The sequence below is a fragment of the Rhizobium lusitanum genome (assembly GCF_014189535.1).
GTDB lineage: Bacteria > Pseudomonadota > Alphaproteobacteria > Rhizobiales > Rhizobiaceae > Rhizobium > Rhizobium lusitanum_C.
This window is the reverse complement of sequence record NZ_CP050307.1, coordinates 651,755-668,000: the sequence shown is the minus strand read 5'-3', so window position 1 is coordinate 668,000 and position 16,246 is coordinate 651,755. Positions and strand designations below refer to the sequence as shown.

General features: G+C 59.6%; 18 protein-coding genes. 13 read left to right on the top strand and 5 right to left on the bottom strand.

Features of this window, described 5'->3' with window-relative positions; all coding sequences use genetic code 11:
* Positions 1 to 324 (bottom strand): PepSY domain-containing protein, encoded by a 324-nt coding sequence (locus HB780_RS06175; RefSeq protein WP_183689156.1) that lies wholly within the window; start codon positions 322 to 324, stop codon positions 1 to 3.
* Between the two features lie 171 nt (positions 325 to 495).
* Here HB780_RS06175 and HB780_RS06170 point away from each other — a divergent pair, with 171 nt between their 5' ends.
* Positions 496 to 4,539, top strand: coding sequence for a Pls/PosA family non-ribosomal peptide synthetase (locus HB780_RS06170; protein WP_183689155.1), 4,044 nt, complete (start codon positions 496 to 498; stop codon positions 4,537 to 4,539).
* Positions 4,540 to 4,668: 129 nt separating this feature from the next.
* Here HB780_RS06170 and HB780_RS06165 read toward each other — a convergent pair whose 3' ends face one another.
* Together HB780_RS06165 and HB780_RS06160 are read right to left on the bottom strand one after the other, a co-directional pair.
* Positions 4,669 to 5,526, bottom strand: coding sequence for a glycerophosphodiester phosphodiesterase (locus HB780_RS06165; protein ID WP_183689154.1), 858 nt, complete (start codon positions 5,524 to 5,526; stop codon positions 4,669 to 4,671).
* Positions 5,527 to 5,813: 287 nt separating this feature from the next.
* Entirely contained in the window at positions 5,814 to 6,497 is a 684-nt protein-coding gene (locus HB780_RS06160) for a LexA family transcriptional regulator (RefSeq protein ID WP_183689153.1), read from the bottom strand.
* Between the two features lie 243 nt (positions 6,498 to 6,740).
* Between HB780_RS06160 and HB780_RS06155 the strand changes: the two genes are divergently transcribed.
* The 12 genes from HB780_RS06155 to HB780_RS06100 are packed head-to-tail and all read left to right on the top strand — an operon-like array spanning position 6,741 to position 14,586.
* Complete coding sequence (locus HB780_RS06155) at positions 6,741 to 7,046, top strand: helix-turn-helix domain-containing protein (protein WP_183689152.1); 306 nt, start codon at positions 6,741 to 6,743, stop codon at positions 7,044 to 7,046.
* Positions 7,043 to 7,951: a ParB/RepB/Spo0J family partition protein gene (locus HB780_RS06150; protein WP_183689151.1), complete on the top strand. Its 909-nt coding sequence runs from the start codon at positions 7,043 to 7,045 to the stop codon at positions 7,949 to 7,951. The genes HB780_RS06155 and HB780_RS06150 overlap by 4 nt, the downstream gene beginning before the upstream one ends.
* Positions 7,951 to 8,406 carry a phage regulatory CII family protein gene (locus HB780_RS06145; protein WP_183689150.1) on the top strand — a complete coding sequence of 152 codons (456 nt, stop codon included), beginning with the start codon at positions 7,951 to 7,953 and terminating at the stop codon, positions 8,404 to 8,406. Before HB780_RS06150 ends, HB780_RS06145 begins: the two co-directional genes overlap by 1 nt.
* A gap of 17 nt (positions 8,407 to 8,423) precedes the next feature.
* Positions 8,424 to 10,619: a DDE-type integrase/transposase/recombinase gene (locus HB780_RS06140; RefSeq protein ID WP_183689149.1), complete on the top strand. Its 2,196-nt coding sequence runs from the start codon at positions 8,424 to 8,426 to the stop codon at positions 10,617 to 10,619.
* 59 nt (positions 10,620 to 10,678) lie between these two features.
* Positions 10,679 to 11,428, top strand: a complete 750-nt coding sequence (locus HB780_RS06135; protein WP_183689148.1) for an AAA family ATPase — start codon at positions 10,679 to 10,681, stop codon at positions 11,426 to 11,428.
* A 2-nt stretch (positions 11,429 to 11,430) separates the two neighbouring features.
* Positions 11,431 to 12,042, top strand: coding sequence for a hypothetical protein (locus tag HB780_RS06130; protein ID WP_183689147.1), 612 nt, complete (start codon positions 11,431 to 11,433; stop codon positions 12,040 to 12,042).
* Positions 12,039 to 12,458 (top strand): helix-turn-helix domain-containing protein, encoded by a 420-nt coding sequence (locus HB780_RS06125; protein WP_183689146.1) that lies wholly within the window; start codon positions 12,039 to 12,041, stop codon positions 12,456 to 12,458. Before HB780_RS06130 ends, HB780_RS06125 begins: the two co-directional genes overlap by 4 nt.
* On the top strand, positions 12,448 to 12,660 hold the full coding sequence (locus tag HB780_RS06120) for a hypothetical protein (protein ID WP_183689145.1): 213 nt from the start codon (positions 12,448 to 12,450) through the stop codon (positions 12,658 to 12,660). The genes HB780_RS06125 and HB780_RS06120 overlap by 11 nt, the downstream gene beginning before the upstream one ends.
* Complete coding sequence (locus tag HB780_RS06115; RefSeq protein ID WP_183689144.1) at positions 12,650 to 12,895, top strand: hypothetical protein; 246 nt, start codon at positions 12,650 to 12,652, stop codon at positions 12,893 to 12,895. Before HB780_RS06120 ends, HB780_RS06115 begins: the two co-directional genes overlap by 11 nt.
* Positions 12,882 to 13,187 carry a hypothetical protein gene (locus tag HB780_RS06110; RefSeq protein WP_183689143.1) on the top strand — a complete coding sequence of 102 codons (306 nt, stop codon included), beginning with the start codon at positions 12,882 to 12,884 and terminating at the stop codon, positions 13,185 to 13,187. The genes HB780_RS06115 and HB780_RS06110 overlap by 14 nt, the downstream gene beginning before the upstream one ends.
* The gene (locus HB780_RS06105; protein ID WP_183689142.1) at positions 13,184 to 13,930 is read left to right on the top strand and encodes a helix-turn-helix domain-containing protein; all 747 of its coding nucleotides are present in this window, start codon (positions 13,184 to 13,186) and stop codon (positions 13,928 to 13,930) included. The genes HB780_RS06110 and HB780_RS06105 overlap by 4 nt, the downstream gene beginning before the upstream one ends.
* Before the next feature lie 2 nt (positions 13,931 to 13,932).
* Positions 13,933 to 14,586, top strand: a complete 654-nt coding sequence (locus tag HB780_RS06100; RefSeq protein WP_183689141.1) for a DUF3164 family protein — start codon at positions 13,933 to 13,935, stop codon at positions 14,584 to 14,586.
* 30 nt (positions 14,587 to 14,616) lie between these two features.
* On the opposite strand, the gene HB780_RS06095 is transcribed toward HB780_RS06100, so the two are convergent.
* Together HB780_RS06095 and HB780_RS06090 are read right to left on the bottom strand one after the other, a co-directional pair.
* The gene (locus HB780_RS06095; protein ID WP_183689140.1) at positions 14,617 to 15,390 is read right to left on the bottom strand and encodes a hypothetical protein; all 774 of its coding nucleotides are present in this window, start codon (positions 15,388 to 15,390) and stop codon (positions 14,617 to 14,619) included.
* On the bottom strand, positions 15,351 to 16,175 hold the full coding sequence (locus HB780_RS06090; RefSeq protein WP_183689139.1) for a hypothetical protein: 825 nt from the start codon (positions 16,173 to 16,175) through the stop codon (positions 15,351 to 15,353). The genes HB780_RS06095 and HB780_RS06090 overlap by 40 nt, the downstream gene beginning before the upstream one ends.
* Positions 16,176 to 16,246: the final 71 nt, after the last annotated feature.

The window sequence follows — 16,246 nt, the reverse complement described above, 5'->3', positions numbered from 1 at the left end:
TCAGTGTCTCTCAATCACAGCAAGCGTCGAGCCATCCAGCACGATGTCGCCGCGTTTGCCATCGGCTCTCAGCACACGCACGGCATAAGCCTGATGCCCCGCGCGGCGTATCCGTTTGATGCGCAGCACCCGGCCCGGCATTTCGCGGGCAACAACAGCGTATATGTCGCGCAATGGCCGCAGCGCCTCCGCAGCTTCAATCGAGACATTGTTGTGCGGATTGGCCGACGCACCCGTGCTTTCAAAGCACAGCGAAGTTACCGCCAAAAGAACAGCCAGCCAGCGGGGCCAGCCGGCTCTTTGCCCGTAAATGCACAACGCCATTCATCCTTCTTTCGACACTGCCACGCAGGCAAGGCCCGCGACTGCCTTAGCATAGCTGCGCCAACCTTACAGTTCGCTGACAGCGCCAGTAAGAGAGCTGCAAATTGAAAGGTATATAAGCATCAACGGATCGAGTCCCGATCGTGTCAACACCAGTGTCGTAGAAGTTACATGACTATCCAGATGTCGTCGATTACCTCAAACACCAGCCTGTCCACATTCTCCGGCAATATTCGACCTGAGTTCATTCGCGACGAGACGCTGGTGGACATATTCAAGGCTACGGTTGCCCGCATCCCTGATAGAACGGCACTTGCTTTGATCGGAACCGATCAAGCGATGAGCTATGCCGAACTCGACAGGCTGTCGGATCAAGCCGCCCGGGCCCTCTGCCGTCGTGGTATTGGCCCTGGTGACTTCGTCGGCCTGTGGTTCCAACGTTCTCTCGAACTGCATATCGCTCTGCTCGCGATCCTCAAGGCGGGCGCTGCCTATATCCCCTTCGACGCCGCCGCACCCGCCGATCGCGTGGCGACGAGCCTTGCCGATTGCGGCGCCAGATGGCTGTTGACCCATGACGACCTGGCAGATTCAGCGCCTGCATTCGATGGTGAGACCCTTCTCCTTAATGCACTGCTTGCCGATGATAACGCGGACATCGTGCCGCGCGCTGCTACCCATAACGACCCCGCCTACGCGATCTACACATCCGGCTCCACCGGCAAACCAAAAGGGATCGTCATTTCGCATCGAAACATCTGCCACTATCTAAGGGCAGGCAACGAGATCCTCGGGATCAGCGGATCGGACATCGTCCTTCAGCAGGCGTCAGTTGCGTTCGACCTGTCTCTAGAGGAAATATTCGTACCCTATCTCGTTGGCGCGACCCTCAAGGTGGCGACTGCTGCCGTCATGGCCGAATTGGATCGGCTTGCCGACGTGCTCGAAGCGGAAAAGATCACCGTGATCGACACGGTGCCGACGCTGCTCACCATGCTGGAGCGCGATGTCGAAAGCCTGCGTGTCATCATCGTCGGCGGCGAGACCTGTCCGCCCGCGATCGTCAGCCGGTTTTCGCGGCCCGGCCGCCGCCTGATCAACACGTATGGTCCGACCGAGACGACGGTGGTGGCAACCTATGCCGAGCTCGACCCATCGCGGTCGATAACGATTGGCTGCCCGATCGCCAATATGACGGCCTACGTCGTCGATGAAAACCTGGCCCTCGTTCCGCGCGGCGACGCTGGCGAACTGCTCATCGGCGGGCCGGGCGTCGCGGCCGGATACAGAAACCTGCCGCAGCTCACTGCCTCCAAGTTTGTTGCCAACCCTTTTGCCCCTCATGGCGACCCGGTACTCTATCGCAGCGGCGACGCCGTACTGATGGACGAGGAAGGCCAACTTCATTTTCTCGGGCGCATCGACGATCAGGTGAAAATACGCGGATATCGCATCGAGCTCGGCGAAATCGAAACCGTCATCGGCGAGCTTGCGGATGTAAAGACGGCCTCGGTCGTCGTCCACCGGCCGGCTGACGGCGAGGACATGCTGGTTGCGCATATCGTGGCATCAGGCAATGCCTTCGACCGTGAGCGCGCACGCGCCGCTTTGGCAACCAAGCTGCCGCCCTATATGGTTCCCGCCGCTTGGCAAAGCCATGTGTCGCTGCCACGGCTGGCCTCCGGCAAGATCGACAGGAAGACGCTTGCCGCTATACCGCTGGCAAACGATCAGGCGACCCAAACCCAGGAGCCGCCGCGCAGCTGGACCGAGGCGCAGCTCCTGAAGGCGGCAACCGAAGTGCTCCACCTCCGCGTGGTCAACTTCGAAGCGGATTTCTTCACCGAGCTCGGCGGCCACTCCATGCTGGCAGCCCGGTTCGTGTCCGAGGTCCGTAAGATCAAGCCGCTCGCGGGCATCGCGCTGCGCGACGTCTATGCCGGCCGCACTCTGCGGGGCATCGCCGCAATCCTGGAAGCAAGCGCCGATCACTCTTCCGAGCCGGATCGCGTCGATTTCACGCCCGTTCCCTGGCGTCGACGCTTTCTCTGCGGCCTGGCTCAGGCTGTTGTGCTACCCTTCATCATCGCGCTTGCCACGCTGCAATGGATCGGCTTGCTGCTGGCATCCATTCTACTTGTTCAGGATGGCTCCCCCTGGTGGGATGAAGCGCTCATTCTCTGCGCGATCTACATCGGCCTGAATCTCGGCGAGAAGCTGATGGTTGTCGGTCTTAAATGGTTGATCATCGGCCGCACCCGCCCCGGCGTTTATCCGTTGTGGGGCGCCTATTATTTCCGCATCTGGCTGATGGAACGCATTGTCCAGCTCACGGCGCCGAAATTCCTCAAGGGTTCGCCGCTGATGCGCTTCTATCTGCGGGCGCTGGGAGCCGATATCGGCCGCGATGCCATGATCGACGATTTCGAAGAGGGTGCAATCGACCTAGTGCGCATCGGGGCCCGGGCGAGCCTCGGCGTCAGGCTCAAGCTTGCCAACGTCGAAGTCATCGGTAATCAGGTGCATGTCGGGACCATCGACATCGGCGAAGGCGTGCAGATCGGAAACGGCTGCGTTATCGGCCACAACGTCAAGATTGGCGACGGCGCGGTCATCGGCGATCTCACCGCAATTGCAGCCGAAACGAATGTCGAGGCCCATACGCGCTGGGACGGCTCGCCAGCTCGTCAGACGTCGATGGTAGAGCCATCGGCGGAGCCCGACCATCCCGAGCTGGGCGCCGTGTCGCGCCTGTTCCAGTTTGTCAGCTATTTCATCGCCTACAATCTGAGCATGGTCATTGGGCTCCTGCCGATCTTCCCGGCCTTCTTCCTGTTCACCGTCGCGCAACAGTGGCTGTCGCCCGGCAGCGACGAACCTCTTTCCTGGTGGATGGTCACTACACTCGCCTGGCCCGCAGCCCTTGTGCTGATCGTCGTGTCGATGGCCGTCGTCGTCGCCCTGCGCTGGGTGCTGCTGCCCCGTGTCGTGCCCGGCCGCTATTCCATCTTCGGCAATCTCTATTTCCGCAAATGGGTCGTTGGCCTGACCACCGAGGCGATGCTCGAAACCCTCAACTCGCTCTACGCCACCGTCTTCATGCGCAACTGGTATCGCCTGATGGGCGCCAAGATCGGCAAGGGCACGGAAATCTCGGCAAGTTTCGCAGGCCGCTACGACCTCATCGAGATGGGCCGCGACAATTTCATCGGCGACGAAACCGTTTTCGGCGACGAGGAGATCCAGAATGGCTGGATGACCCTCAAGCGCCTTAAGACCGGGGACCGTTGCTTCTTCGGCAACTCCTCCGTCATCTCCCAGGGGGCGATAATCGAGGACGATGCGCTGGTGGGCATCAAGACGCGCTTGCCTGATAGCCTGCATGTGAAGGCGGGAGAAACCTGGTGCGGCAGCCCGGCTTTCCAATTGCCAACCCGCCAGAGGTTGGAAGCAGCCGCTGCCAGCACCTATGCACCGCCAATGCGCATGCGCCTCGTGCGCATCGTGTTCGAGGCCATGCACACCTCGCTGCCGACGGCCATCCTCATCGTGATGGCACTGGCAACCGCCAATCTCCTGGCGGACGCGATCAATGACGCAGCTTGGGGCAGGTTATTCTGCATGCTGATGGCAACGGGACTGGCGACCTCCGCCATCCTGTACCTGATGGCTGTCGCGTTCAAATGGACCTTGATCGGCACCTACAAGCCCATGAACAAGCCGATGTGGTCCTGGTGGGCGATGCGCACCGAGGCCGTCGCTGTCTTCTATGGCGGGCTCGCCAGCAAGGCGCTTCTGGACTATCTGCGCGGCACGCCTTTCCTGCCATGGCTGCTACGCCCCTTCGGCACCAAGATCGGTCGCGGCACATGGATCAACACGACCGATATCTGCGAGTTCGATTGCACGGAGATTGGCGACCATGCCGTCCTCAACATGGGCTCCTGCCCCCAGACCCATCTTTACGAAGACCGCATCATGAAAGTGGGCCGGATCAAGATCGGCGCCGGGGTAACGATCGGCTCCGGCAGTACCGTACTGCATGATGCCAGCGTCGGAGATTTCGCTGAAATTGGTCTCCTGACCTTCGTGATGAAGGGCGAGACCATTCCGGCGGGGACATCCTGGGCCGGCACCCCCGCACAGGCGGTTCATGCGACGCAAGACGCAGTACCTGCAAACGAAAGCGAGATCCTGCCCTCCGCCGCAGCGTAAGCGCCCGTCGCGACAACGCCTCTTCGCCGGGTCACCCTGATCGTGGCAGACGCCACCGCGCTATCCTTGTCCACCCGGTTTCGGGTGGGCGGGACGTGCCATTTTGGCCTCGTCCAAAACGGCCGCGGTTTATTTACCTGAGCTTTCCTCTGCTACCAGCGCCTCCAGACCGACCGGATCGTCGGTGGTGATCTGGTCCACCCGGAGCGCGAGAAGTCGCATCACTTTCGGCAGTATTTCGTTTGTTGCCGCGCGAATGGTGTAGGCATCGACCTCCAGGCCATGGGCATGAAACGCCCCGATCAAGTCGAACCCTTCGGCATCGGCGAACAATATCAGCTCGTGTGCGAGATATATCATCCCCGCGCGCGGAGATGCAGCGATGGCGTCAGCAACAAATCCTGCGAAATCCCGGCTTTCACGCAACCGTTCGCTCGCGCCATTGTGGCAGGGATCGTAGCCGATCGGCATATCGGGGACAGCTTCCGACAGTCGCTCGACCGCTTCCGCATCGCCAGCGGAAAGGATGACGGATCGTGCGACCGGAGTGATCGCCTTCGCAAAGGCGGCAATATCACCTCCGCCGATGCTGGAGGATGGCGCCTTCAGGTCCATTTGCAGCACCGCATCCGGCGAATAGCCGGCGTCACGGATGAGAGCCGCCAGGTCTTCAATCAGCAGGATCGGGTGAGCCGTCTGGTTTCCATCACCATCACGAAGACGCAGACGGGCAAAATCGTCGCGCGTGGCTGTGATGAGCGCGCCCTTGCCTGTGGTCGTTGGATGCAGATCCTCGTCATGCAGCACAACGAAACCGTCGCCGCCATAGCGTTGCAGATCGATCTCCATGCTGGCGCCGATCGTCATTCCCTCGATGATTCGTGCTTGCGTGAATGCGATGTCGCCAACGAAGCGCCGTCCGCGATGCCATTTGAGGAGACAGCGATGGCCATCCAATTCAATGTGGAGGCCGCGGCGATCAGGCATTGTGGATCTGCTGTTCGTCATTTCGATCTGGCTCCGCATTCGTTCGACGCGCGAGCCTGCTATCACGAAAATTGTGACAGGACGACGTCGCCTGTGCCGAAAATGCCATAGAGCTGTAACCCGCAATAACAGATGGCACAGACCGGGATTAAGCGGGATTTACCGAGAAGGAACGGGATAAGCCTTTATTTACAGGGTGATCCGAGGACCGAGCGGGATTAGTTGCCCGCAGAGGGCGCGCAAGATCAAATGGCAAAAGCGCGCCCATCGTCAGATCAGCGATGCAGTTATATCGACCGACCAAACCACATTACTCGCCCGGCAATGTGGAGGTCGAGCACTTCGCTCTCTGGTACTTCTTCCGGCGCATGCCGATCGTTGTCAGAAATCAGCACCAAAGAGCCGTTCCGGCGCAAATTGACCCGTTTTACAAGGACATGGCCACCGTAGACGACGATGTAGATGGCGTTGTCACGTACGCTGGTGATCGACGTATCGACGAGAAGGATATCGCCGTCACGAATGGTCGGCTCCATTGAATCGCCCTTGGCGGTCAACACTCTCGCAGAAGTCGGGTTGATATGGCGCGACTTTAGCCAGTCAGATTGAAAGGCAAGAAGCTCAATAGCGTCCTCAGTGATTGTTATAGCGCCGCTTCCGGCTGATGCGTGCACGTCCAAGCGTTGAATAAAGGCAAAATCATCCATTACGCGACCACGAATATCAATAGATCGCCCGTTGACGCTGATTTCCGGTATTTTTCTGTCTTTCGGGCCACGACCTGAGACTAGCCACTCCAGGTTTACATTAGCTGCATCCGCGATCGTCAGGGCAGTATCCGCTGCCGGCATATTGCCTTTTAGATAGCCGCGCAGCGTGCTGTCACTAACGCCAGCCCTTTTCGAAAACGCGTGAACCGATTCGCTGCCAATCGCTTCTAGCAGCCGCTCCCCAAACATAGTTCCCGTCATTTCGCGAACTCTGACCGTGCGTCAGAGTTTGTAGACGCATGAAAGCTCCAGAAAATCGTTATCAATTTCAGCACCTTATCTCTGACTTCACGAAATCCGGCAAACCCCGAACTCTGACCGCGACATTTCGCGGTTTTCGGTTGACTAATTTGCGATATTTCGCGAATATAGTTGCGACACTGTTTCAACACCTACCCCACGCCAACCGACCTTTTGCACAAGGTCAGAAAACAGGGAGTAACCATGACGACCACAAAGAAGTGGGATCGACGGACCATCAAAGAGGAGCTTTTACGGCAGAATAAGACTCTGACCGGGATTGCCCGCGATGCTGGCCTTTACGACAGCGCTTGCCGGGCGGGCATGATCGGTGCCAGCCGCCCCGGCGCAGAGGCGATTGCCAAAGCCCTGGGCGTACCTTTCCGCGAAATGTTCCCCGACAGCTACACGCTTGGCCGTCATGACGATGGTGAAACTAGCAGCAATAACAAACAGCGGTCGAGTCAAAAACGCGACGCTGCAGCTGACAGAGTTCGGGGTGCGGCATGACGGCGATGTCAGTGAAACTCGTTTCCACGGACAATGCCGCGCCGGTCGCGTTCGTCGAGCAAGTGCCCGTTGCCGCAATCCGCGTCCCGGCCGATCATCGCAAGCATCATCCTAATGCGATCGCGGCCTTTGCCGAGAACATCGAAATCCACGGCCAGCGCCAACCGATCGAGATCGTTCGCGAGGACAGCGGCTTCCGCCTGATCTTCGGCGCGCTGCGCCTGCAGGCGCAGCAGCAGCTCGGCCGTACGACGATCGATGCGATCGTCAAGGAGCCGGGAGCCTTCACATCCGAGGCGACCATGCGCCTCGTCTCGATCTCCGAAAACATGCTGCGCAACCCGCTTTCGGCGCTAGATCGCAGCGTTGCGATCGCCGACTGGTGTTCGATCTATCGGGCAGCGCAGCCGCCGATGAAACCCGGCCGCAAGCCGGCCGATGCTGCCAAGCCAGAATTGAGTCTAAACTTTAGACTGAATTCGAGCGACTTTGATCTGATAGTCGCCAGCGAGGAGTTTTCCGCAAGCTTCTCCGAAGCGGCCCAGGTGTTTCTCAAGATCTCCCGCGCGGCCGTCTTTCGCGCCATCCGTATCGCATCGATCCCGTCCCTGCAGAGAGACCGGATCGCCCTTCATGGCATCGCCGATTTGGAGGGTCAGCTTTATCTCTTGGGCGCGATCAGGGCCCCGGAGCGGCAGGTCGCCGTCATCAGCATGATTCTGTCGGAAAAGGCCAGATCGGTCGAAGAGGCAATTTCGATCCTCGATAACGTGCCGCAGACCGTCAAGGCTCGGTGGGAGCGGATCTCGGATACGTTCGGCCGTCTCAAGCAGCCCGAGCAGGACCACTTCTTCGACCTGCAGGAAGCCGCCATCTCCCGGTGGCAGGCGAAGCGAGGCCGCTGATGCGCAAGCGCGACGCCTTCACCATCGACCTTTTCCGGGATTACCAGCCGACATCCGTCGTCGATCGCTTCGACGGCGAACAGGTGAAGGCATGGTCTCTCGGTGGTCGGCTGGCGAAGGCGATCGCGATCTGCATTCAGGATTCCGGTATGTCGCGCGAGGACATCGCAGCACAGATGTCGGAAATCACCAAGTCGAACGTCTCCCGGACCCTGCTGGATGCCTATTCCAGCCAGGCCAAGGAGCAGAACCAGATTTCGGCCGTGCGGCTTGCCGCGCTCGTGGCCATTACCGGCGATGCCCGCCCTCTCAACGCCCTTCTTCAAGAGGCTGGGCTGATCGTCGTTCCCCAAAAATACGAGGCGCTGCTCAAGCGTGAACGCGCCCGCGAGTTGCGCCAGCAGCTGGAGCGCGAGGAGCAAGCCGCCGATGCTCAGTGGAAGGCAAACCGATGATCCATGAAAGTCGAACTATGAAGGAGTGGCTCACTGCCCGCGAGATCGCGGCGGAAACCCTGCCTGATATGCCGACGACAGAAAGCGCCGTGATCCGCTATGCCGAACGCGAGATCTGGGACACCCATGTCACCTATGCTCGCAAGCGCCGTGGTCGCGGCGGCGGCATGGAATATCATTACCGTTTGCTGCCGACGCTCGCCCAGGTCGCCTACGTCCAGCGCCACATGACGATCGGCGCGGAGCCGGTCGAAGTTGCCACGGTGGCCAATCCGCATGAACCGCTGACGAGGAACGCGGAGACAGAACGCGATGCCCGCCTCGCCATCTTGACAGCATACGCGCTGTTCTCGCGCGGGCTGCGCCTCAATCAGCAGGCCTGCGTTCAGATCTTCTGCGATCGCTATGAAATGGGCTCGATCCTTGTCGACGGCTGGGTGAAGGCCAAGGTCCCGACGATTGGCCGGCGCACGTTGCTGCGTTGGATGGCAGAGAAGCGTGTCGGCAATATCAATGCGCTCGCGTTTGATCGCAGCAAAGCACGCGCCGGATCGGGGTTGCTTGACACCGCAAGCGACGGTGCCGTGAAGGCATTCGTCCTGGCATGGATCGCGGCCAATCCGGCTCTCTCTGCAGAGATAATCCGCGGATATGTCGAGCTGGAGTTTGGCGCGCAGCTGGTGAACCGCGACGGCGAGATGAAGGCCCTGCCGCCCGTTCGCACGTTCCAGCATTTCATTAAGGCTTTAAAGGCCGCTGAAAAGGTCGTTTTGACCAAGATCACCAACCCGGACAAGTACCGTTCGACCCTGAAGCTACGCGGCACCGGCAGCTATTCGTGGGTCAACGAACCGAACCAGCTCTGGATGATCGACGCCTCCCCAGGCGACGCACTCCTGCTGGATGGGCGTCATTCGATCTATGTGTGCATCGACGTCGCAACGCGTTGGCTGACGATGACGGTCTCCAAGACGCCGCGCGCATCGGCCGTCAACATGATGATGCGCAAAGCCGTGCTCAGATGCGGCGTTTGCAAGGCGGTTAAGACCGACAATGGTTCCGATTTTGTGGCTGAAGAGGCACAGCGCCTGCTGCGCTCGCTTGAGATCGAAACCGTCCGGTCACAGAAATATACGCCCGAGGAAAAGGCCTTCGTCGAACGCGCCATCAAGACGGTCCAGCACAATTTCTTTAGCCAGCTTCCGGGCTACATTGGCCACAATGTCGCTGAGCGCAAGGCGATCGAAGATCGGAAGAGTTTCGCGCAACGGCTCGGAGAAGGCGATCTCGAGACGTTCTCGGTTTCGCTGACCGCCGCGCAGCTGCAGGAGAAGCTCGATGACTGGCTGGAGTATTACTACCACCAGCATGAGCATGCCGGCCTTTGTGATCGCAGCCCCGCCGATGTGCTTGCTTCCTCTATGGCGCCGATCGCCCGAGTCAACGAACGTGCCCTTGACGTTCTGCTGATGCCGGTTGCCGGCAAAGACGGCATGCGCCGCATGACGCCGCAGGGCATCAAAATCCAAGACAATTACTATCTCACCGGTTCGATCCTGCCGGGCACCGATGTCTTTGTTCGGCTCGATCCGCTCGACATGGGCAAGGTCTACGCCTTCTCGGCCAAGGACGGCAGCTTTCTCGACACGGCCATCTGCCCGAAGCTCTCGGATGTCAATCCGGCTGCGTTCGTCAAAGCGACGAAGCAGCAGTTCAACCAGATGGTTTCCGAGCGCGAGCGCGAGATCCGCAAGGATGTCCGCAAACTGCTCAAGGGACCATCCGGCATCGACCGTACGATCGAGCTTGCAAAGCGCAAGAGCGCCGAGCGCGCCGAAGCAAGTGCCAACATCATCGCCCTGCCGAAGCGCGAGGAGCTTCACACCTCGTCGCAGCTCGAAGCCGCACTCGATGCCGTTTCCCGGTCGGAGCCAGCCAAGATGGCAGCCCGCGTCGCCGATCTTCATGCGGAAGTGCTGGCGGACCTGAAACCGCAGGCAGCGAGCGCCAACGTCCAGCCGATCCGCACCTCGCCGACGCCGGCTCAGCGGTTCCGTCGCTGGCTCGATATCGAAACGCGGATGCGCGCCGGCCAGCCGGTAGAAGCCGCAGAGGCACATTGGGCCGGTAGCTACCAGACCAGCAGCGAGTTCAAGACCCAAAAAGCGATGTTTGACGATTTCGGTGATCAGGCACCGGGACTGCGTACCTGAAATGGAATGCCCGCCGGTTGCAGCCAGCGGGCGGAGAAAACTTAGAGAAGGACTGAAGGATGAACGTCAGAATGCACAATGTCAATCCAGGCTTCGGGACCGTGGCCCCGCTCAGGAACGTAGCCGAGGCTTATTCGGTTGCACAGCAGATCATCAACCGGCCTCCCGGCGTCGATGGCCTCGGCCTGTTCTACGGCCGCTCCGGCTACGGCAAATCCAAGGCCAGCCAGTATCTCCAGAACAAAACCGGAGCAATCTATCTTGAAGTGTTCGACTTTTGGACCCGGAAGACGTTCGTTGAAGCGCTGCTGGCTGAGCTGAACGTCGACAAGCCGAAGGGCACTATTTCAGACATGATGCTGCAGGCGCTGCGCCGCCTGCAGGACGATCCAAACCGGCTGCTGATCATCGACGAAGCCGACAAGCTGATCGACAAGCACATGATCGAGCTGGTCCGCGACCTCTACAAGGGAGCGCGCATCCCGGTTCTCCTGGTCGGCGAAGAGCTGCTGCCCGAGAAGCTCGCCCGTTATGAGCGATGCGAAAACCGGGTTTCGGCTTTCGGCATGGCAAACCCCAGCGACGTGGAAGATGCGCGCTCGCTCGCCCGCGTCTACCATCCGAAGCTGAGCGTGCAGGACGATCTTCTCGATCATATCGTCACAAAGACGAATGGTGTCGCCTCGCGCATTGTGGCCTCGCTCTCGCGGGTGGCGGATTTCGCCCGTGCTCGCCAGTTGGATGCCATCGCCCTTGCCGACTACGATGGCGAAGTCTTCACCGGCCAAGCGCCGCGTCGGGGGCGTTGACCATGCAGATGTTTCTCGATCTCACCGTCGTCAACGTGAAGCCTCAGCGTCGCGGCAATCGATACTTCTGGAAGGTGATCCTGGAAGCAACGGCGGACGGCAACGATCGCTTTGCCGTCCGCGATATCCTGGACAAGTGCGACCGGGATCAGCGCAAGACGCTGATAGTTTTCCTGCAGTTGTTGGCCAAGGCCGGATACGCCGAGGAAGTGCCATCCGAGAAGGATCGGTACTTTCGGCTCCTGCGCCGGCAAAGCGATTGCCCTTCGCTCACCAGGGACGGCAAGGAAAGTTCGCACGGTAAGTGCCAACAGCAGATGTGGAATGTAATGCGCCGCGAGCGCGGAGGCTTCACGGTCGCGGATCTGGCGATCGCAGCGAGCACTGACGATATCGGCGTGAACCGCCACACGGCGGGTCTCTATTGCAGGGTTCTGCATCGCTGCGGCGTCCTGGCGCTACGTAAGGATGAGGATGGCCAGAACTATTACGTGCTGAAAGGAAGCGCCAATACCGGCCCCAAGGCTCCAAGGCGAATGGCCGCGACCGTGATCTACGATCCCAATCGCGAGCAGATCATCGGCGATGTCGTCGCCGAGGAGGTGCTCTCGTGAACCGTGGACCCGTCGCCGGCCGCGCCGCCGTGGATCATCTCACAAGGACAACGCTCGCCTGGCATGGCAGCCCTCCCGATTGGGTCGTGGTGCTTGCCGAAGAGTGCAACAAAGGCAGCCAGTCGGCCGTCGCCAAGCGGCTCGACTATAGCCCCGCCACGATCAGCCAGATCCTGTCGAACAGCTATCGAGGCGATGTCTCCCGCGTCGAGCAGATGGTGCGCGGCGCGCTGATGGCCGAGACCATTGCTTGCCCAGCGCTTGGCGACCTCGCCCGCAATACCTGCCTTTCATGGCAGGCCAAGCCCTACGCGGCCACGTCATCCCATCGCGTCCAGATGTATCGGGCGTGCCGGTCAGGCTGCCCGCATAGCCGAATTTCCACCAGCCGAAACGAGGATGACGATGCTCTCTGATGCTCTTCGTGAATTGCGTGAACGCGTGAAGATTGGAGCCGTACCGGACAGTGTGACCGGCCTGCTGCTGACGTTCCGCGCCTTCGAGATGGAGGCGCGAAACATGGAAGAGCGGATCGAATTGCTGACGGGACGGCCGCATGTCGCGCTCGACGGGAACTTGATCTCAGGCCCCGGAAGCGAGGTGCGCCATGACGCCTAGAATTTCCATTGTGCTCGATTCCATCCGACAGATTCTCGACCTCGGAGCCGAGGGCGTTCCATTCGGCATCGAGCAGTTCCAGCGTGCGTCCCACCTTGTGGATCTGTGCGCCGGCTTCGCTCGCGAAATGGAGGGTCAGCTTACCGTCGACCCGGTGTCGCCGGAGCTGCTGGCAGACGGCAAGGTCATCTCCCTGAAAACCTATCTGGAGGCGAAGAGCCATGTCCAATCGTAAACTTGATTACCTGTCTGACCACCTGATCGAGACCCGCAACCGTCTGGCGGATCACCGCCACGGCGGGGTCTATCTCAACGACGAAGAGCTGGAGGGCTTCATCAAGCGCTTCGACGAATTCACCGAGATGGCCCGCAATCTCGAAAGCGAGGTGAGCTGCCGTGAGTGGAATGACCGTGCCGCTCGCGATCGTCACATCTCCAAGGACGGCGGCGTTGCGATCGGCGGCAACGTCGTCGCCTTTCCAGGCCGCTCCCCGGATCATGATCCGACAGGGGGGAACGCGGCATGACGATCACCTGCAGGCTCATCAGCGAGACCGTGGCGAAGTCGTATGGCGTCACGGTGCGCGATCTGAATTCCCGTCGCAAGGGTGACGGCATCATTTTGCCGCGCCACATGTCCTGGACGCTGGCGAGGAGGCTCACCGAGCGTTCGTATCCGGAGATCGGTCGCTTCATGGGCGGCCGCGATCACACCTCGATCATTCATGGTGTGCGCCGGATCGAGAAAGCCATCAGTACCGACCCGCAGATAGCTGCGAACTACGCGCAGCTCGTCGACGTCGTCACAGTTCTGGGCGAGGCATCGGATAAGTCCGACCGTATCGCCGTTCGCTTCCACGACATCGATCCGCTCGAAACTGCCGAAGCCTTCCTGGAAGCGAAGTTCCGGGACTTCATTCCATCGCTGGAAGCCATCCGGGCATTGTGCATGGGCGTCCTGCATTACGTGACCGAACTGGATCACGCCAACGCGATGCTTGCACAAGCCGAGACAGAGCTGGAGCAAGCCCGATCGGCCTCGGCTGCCGAAGCCGCCGCCTGGCAGGGGGAACGATCGGGTCTCGAAGGGCGCGTGTGGGAACTCGCCGTTGAAAAGGCGAATGCTGACAGCGTGTTGAGGGGCGCCTCCACGGTCGTTGCGAGGTTCAAGACCCTGCTGGCCGCCGAAACCACCATCAACGAGCGTCCGGCCCGCAAGGCGCTCGAAGCCTCCCTGAAAACTCTTCAAACCACCTTTGAAAGGATCTGAACATGGATGCCATCATTCTCCAAGAGAAGCCGGAAACCGGCGTCGTCACCTTTAACGGCAAGGACTACATGCCCGACGCCAAGGGCAACCTGGTGCCCGTCGAGACAATCAAGCCGGCCCATAAGCTGGAGGACGAGACCGTCCGGAAGATCATCGCCTTTGCCGAGGATCTCTCCGCGCAGATCGCTCGCTTCCGTGGTCACACGATGACGGACCTTGGCGTATTCGACGCACTGCTCGCCCAGGAGTACAACGCCAAGATCGGCGGCGCCAAGGGCAACCGCACCTATCAGACCTTCGACGGCCTCATGAAAGTCCAGGTGCAGATTGCCGATTTCGTCGACTTCAGCTCCGAGCTGCAGATCGCCAAGAAGCTGCTCGACGAGTGCCTGATCGAATGGGCGGCGGATAGCCGGCCGGAGATCCGCGCCGTCATCACCAAGGCCTTCAACACCGACAAGGAAGGTCAGGTGAACCGCTCCGAGATCTTCATGCTGCTGCGGCTCGATATCGAAGATCCGCGTTGGCAGGAGGCCATGCGTGCAATCCGCGACGCCATGCGCGTCACCGGCAGCAAGGAATATGTGCGCTTCTACAAGCGCGCTTCGGTCAGCGATGGCTGGCAAGCTGTTACCATTGATCTGGCGAAGGCATAGGGGCGCGCCATGACAAAGACGTATCCTCGGCTAGCCGCGAAGATAGGGCTTGTATCTCTCTTCGAGCAAATGGAGCCCTTTGAGTATCTTGGGCAGTTGCACAAGCATGGCCAGCATGAAGAACATCAGGTCTTGTTCGTTTCTGTCCAACCAATGCTCAATGAGAAAAAGACGGTCATCTTCACTCTTGCGCGCGGCAGCCTCTGCCAATGGCTCGTTGAGCGATACATAGCGTTCGACCTGTCTCTCGATGTGCTTCTTCGTAACGTCAATATCCCTGCTCATCCGGCCGGTGAAAAGCCGAGCAGCCTCAATGAACTGGGGTCGTTCCATTGCTTCGAGGCAGCAGTGTACAGCGAAGTGTATGCCGTCGAATTCTTTGACAAGAACGGGACGAGCGGCATCGAGGTACTCTCGGTTCATAGAAAACCCCTCGTGCGGAAAGCCTATTTTCCAAAGGTTCTTCCGGAAGATGTCATGCATCACAGTCAGCTCTTGGTGCTGAGGCTCAAACGCTCTGCTTACACACAGCGCATCGGGCCGAAGACTAAGTGCGGTCAGCTCCTCATGTCTCCGTTGTGCAGCCGCGTCATCGTTGCGCATCTGCCGGATTGTGAGCCAAGCTGCACAAATCGCCAGGATGCCGGTTATGAGCGTTTGAAAATCAAATATCTCGTTGCGCCAAGGGTCGCCACCGGTGCCGTCTGGCTTGCGGGGAGCGCCAAAAACAATCGGCATCACCAAAGCTACGACAACCACGATGCTCACCAGCCATCCAAACCTACGCTTGTGATGTTCCTGCATGACCTGGTGTCCTCCACACTCTTAACAAGATCACCTCTCCGCCGAGCCACTATCCAGCGGCTGGGGATTATAGAGCTGCTGCAAGCGATCCAAACCGGAATAGAAACTTCCAAGGTACTTGTTGAGGTCGGATATCGCATCACGCACACCCCCCAATCAGCAGTCATCGGCATATTATCGGGCGGGACCGAGCTACGGTCATATCGTGCTTTGGCAGCCAAAATCTGGTCGCGCGCAAATATCATTTTGCCATCAAAAAGGGCCTCAGCCTCTTTCACCTGTGGCCTCTCGATAATCTCCACCACCAGCCCCACCGTCTTGTCCATTTCCGCTTTGTGCCCAGCGAAATAGCCCCCTTGATCAAAAAGACTGGTGACCGCCGCGAAGATCGTTCCGACCTCCTGAGCAACTTTTCTGAGATCTTCAAGTTGAGGATTTACAGCGCGATCGACAAGGCGCGCGTCACGGCGCAACGAAAGATCGAAAAGCTGTACGTGCCGACGCTGAGCAGCTTTTTCATTGTCGAGGGCATCGTCGCGAGCCCGCTCGTGACGACCATTAGCTTCCTTGTCGCTCTTCCGCATCTGCATGATTGTGAGGCCGGCGGCGACGAGAGCCAGAATGCCGGTAATAAGCGTTTGATAATTGTAGAGGGCGGTTTCGACCCAACTCTCCACGACGGCGTGCGTCGCAGGGTAAGGCTCGTTGCCGAAGTCGGTTGCCCAAACGGTGCCAGCCGCAACCACTGCAAACGCACTTACCAAACCAATCGCCCAATTCCGCATTTTCCGGTGCCCCCTACCGTCGCGAGACCCAAAGACAATCACGCCTCAGTTGAATTAGCAATACGCGAGGT

Bases quoted from the DNA above. Each gene is read 5' to 3' on its own strand.
- HB780_RS06175 (WP_183689156.1), bottom strand. From the start codon at position 324: ATGGCGTTGTGCATTTACGGGCAAAGAGCCGGCTGGCCCCGCTGGCTG.
- HB780_RS06170 (WP_183689155.1), top strand. From the start codon at position 496: ATGACTATCCAGATGTCGTCGATTACCTCAAACACCAGCCTGTCCACA.
- HB780_RS06165 (WP_183689154.1), bottom strand. From the start codon at position 5,526: ATGCCTGATCGCCGCGGCCTCCACATTGAATTGGATGGCCATCGCTGT.
- HB780_RS06160 (WP_183689153.1), bottom strand. From the start codon at position 6,497: ATGACGGGAACTATGTTTGGGGAGCGGCTGCTAGAAGCGATTGGCAGC.
- HB780_RS06155 (WP_183689152.1), top strand. From the start codon at position 6,741: ATGACGACCACAAAGAAGTGGGATCGACGGACCATCAAAGAGGAGCTT.
- HB780_RS06150 (WP_183689151.1), top strand. From the start codon at position 7,043: ATGACGGCGATGTCAGTGAAACTCGTTTCCACGGACAATGCCGCGCCG.
- HB780_RS06145 (WP_183689150.1), top strand. From the start codon at position 7,951: ATGCGCAAGCGCGACGCCTTCACCATCGACCTTTTCCGGGATTACCAG.
- HB780_RS06140 (WP_183689149.1), top strand. From the start codon at position 8,424: ATGAAGGAGTGGCTCACTGCCCGCGAGATCGCGGCGGAAACCCTGCCT.
- HB780_RS06135 (WP_183689148.1), top strand. From the start codon at position 10,679: ATGAACGTCAGAATGCACAATGTCAATCCAGGCTTCGGGACCGTGGCC.
- HB780_RS06130 (WP_183689147.1), top strand. From the start codon at position 11,431: ATGCAGATGTTTCTCGATCTCACCGTCGTCAACGTGAAGCCTCAGCGT.
- HB780_RS06120 (WP_183689145.1), top strand. From the start codon at position 12,448: ATGCTCTCTGATGCTCTTCGTGAATTGCGTGAACGCGTGAAGATTGGA.
- HB780_RS06115 (WP_183689144.1), top strand. From the start codon at position 12,650: ATGACGCCTAGAATTTCCATTGTGCTCGATTCCATCCGACAGATTCTC.
- HB780_RS06110 (WP_183689143.1), top strand. From the start codon at position 12,882: ATGTCCAATCGTAAACTTGATTACCTGTCTGACCACCTGATCGAGACC.
- HB780_RS06105 (WP_183689142.1), top strand. From the start codon at position 13,184: ATGACGATCACCTGCAGGCTCATCAGCGAGACCGTGGCGAAGTCGTAT.
- HB780_RS06100 (WP_183689141.1), top strand. From the start codon at position 13,933: ATGGATGCCATCATTCTCCAAGAGAAGCCGGAAACCGGCGTCGTCACC.
- HB780_RS06095 (WP_183689140.1), bottom strand. From the start codon at position 15,390: ATGCAGGAACATCACAAGCGTAGGTTTGGATGGCTGGTGAGCATCGTG.
- HB780_RS06090 (WP_183689139.1), bottom strand. From the start codon at position 16,175: ATGCGGAATTGGGCGATTGGTTTGGTAAGTGCGTTTGCAGTGGTTGCG.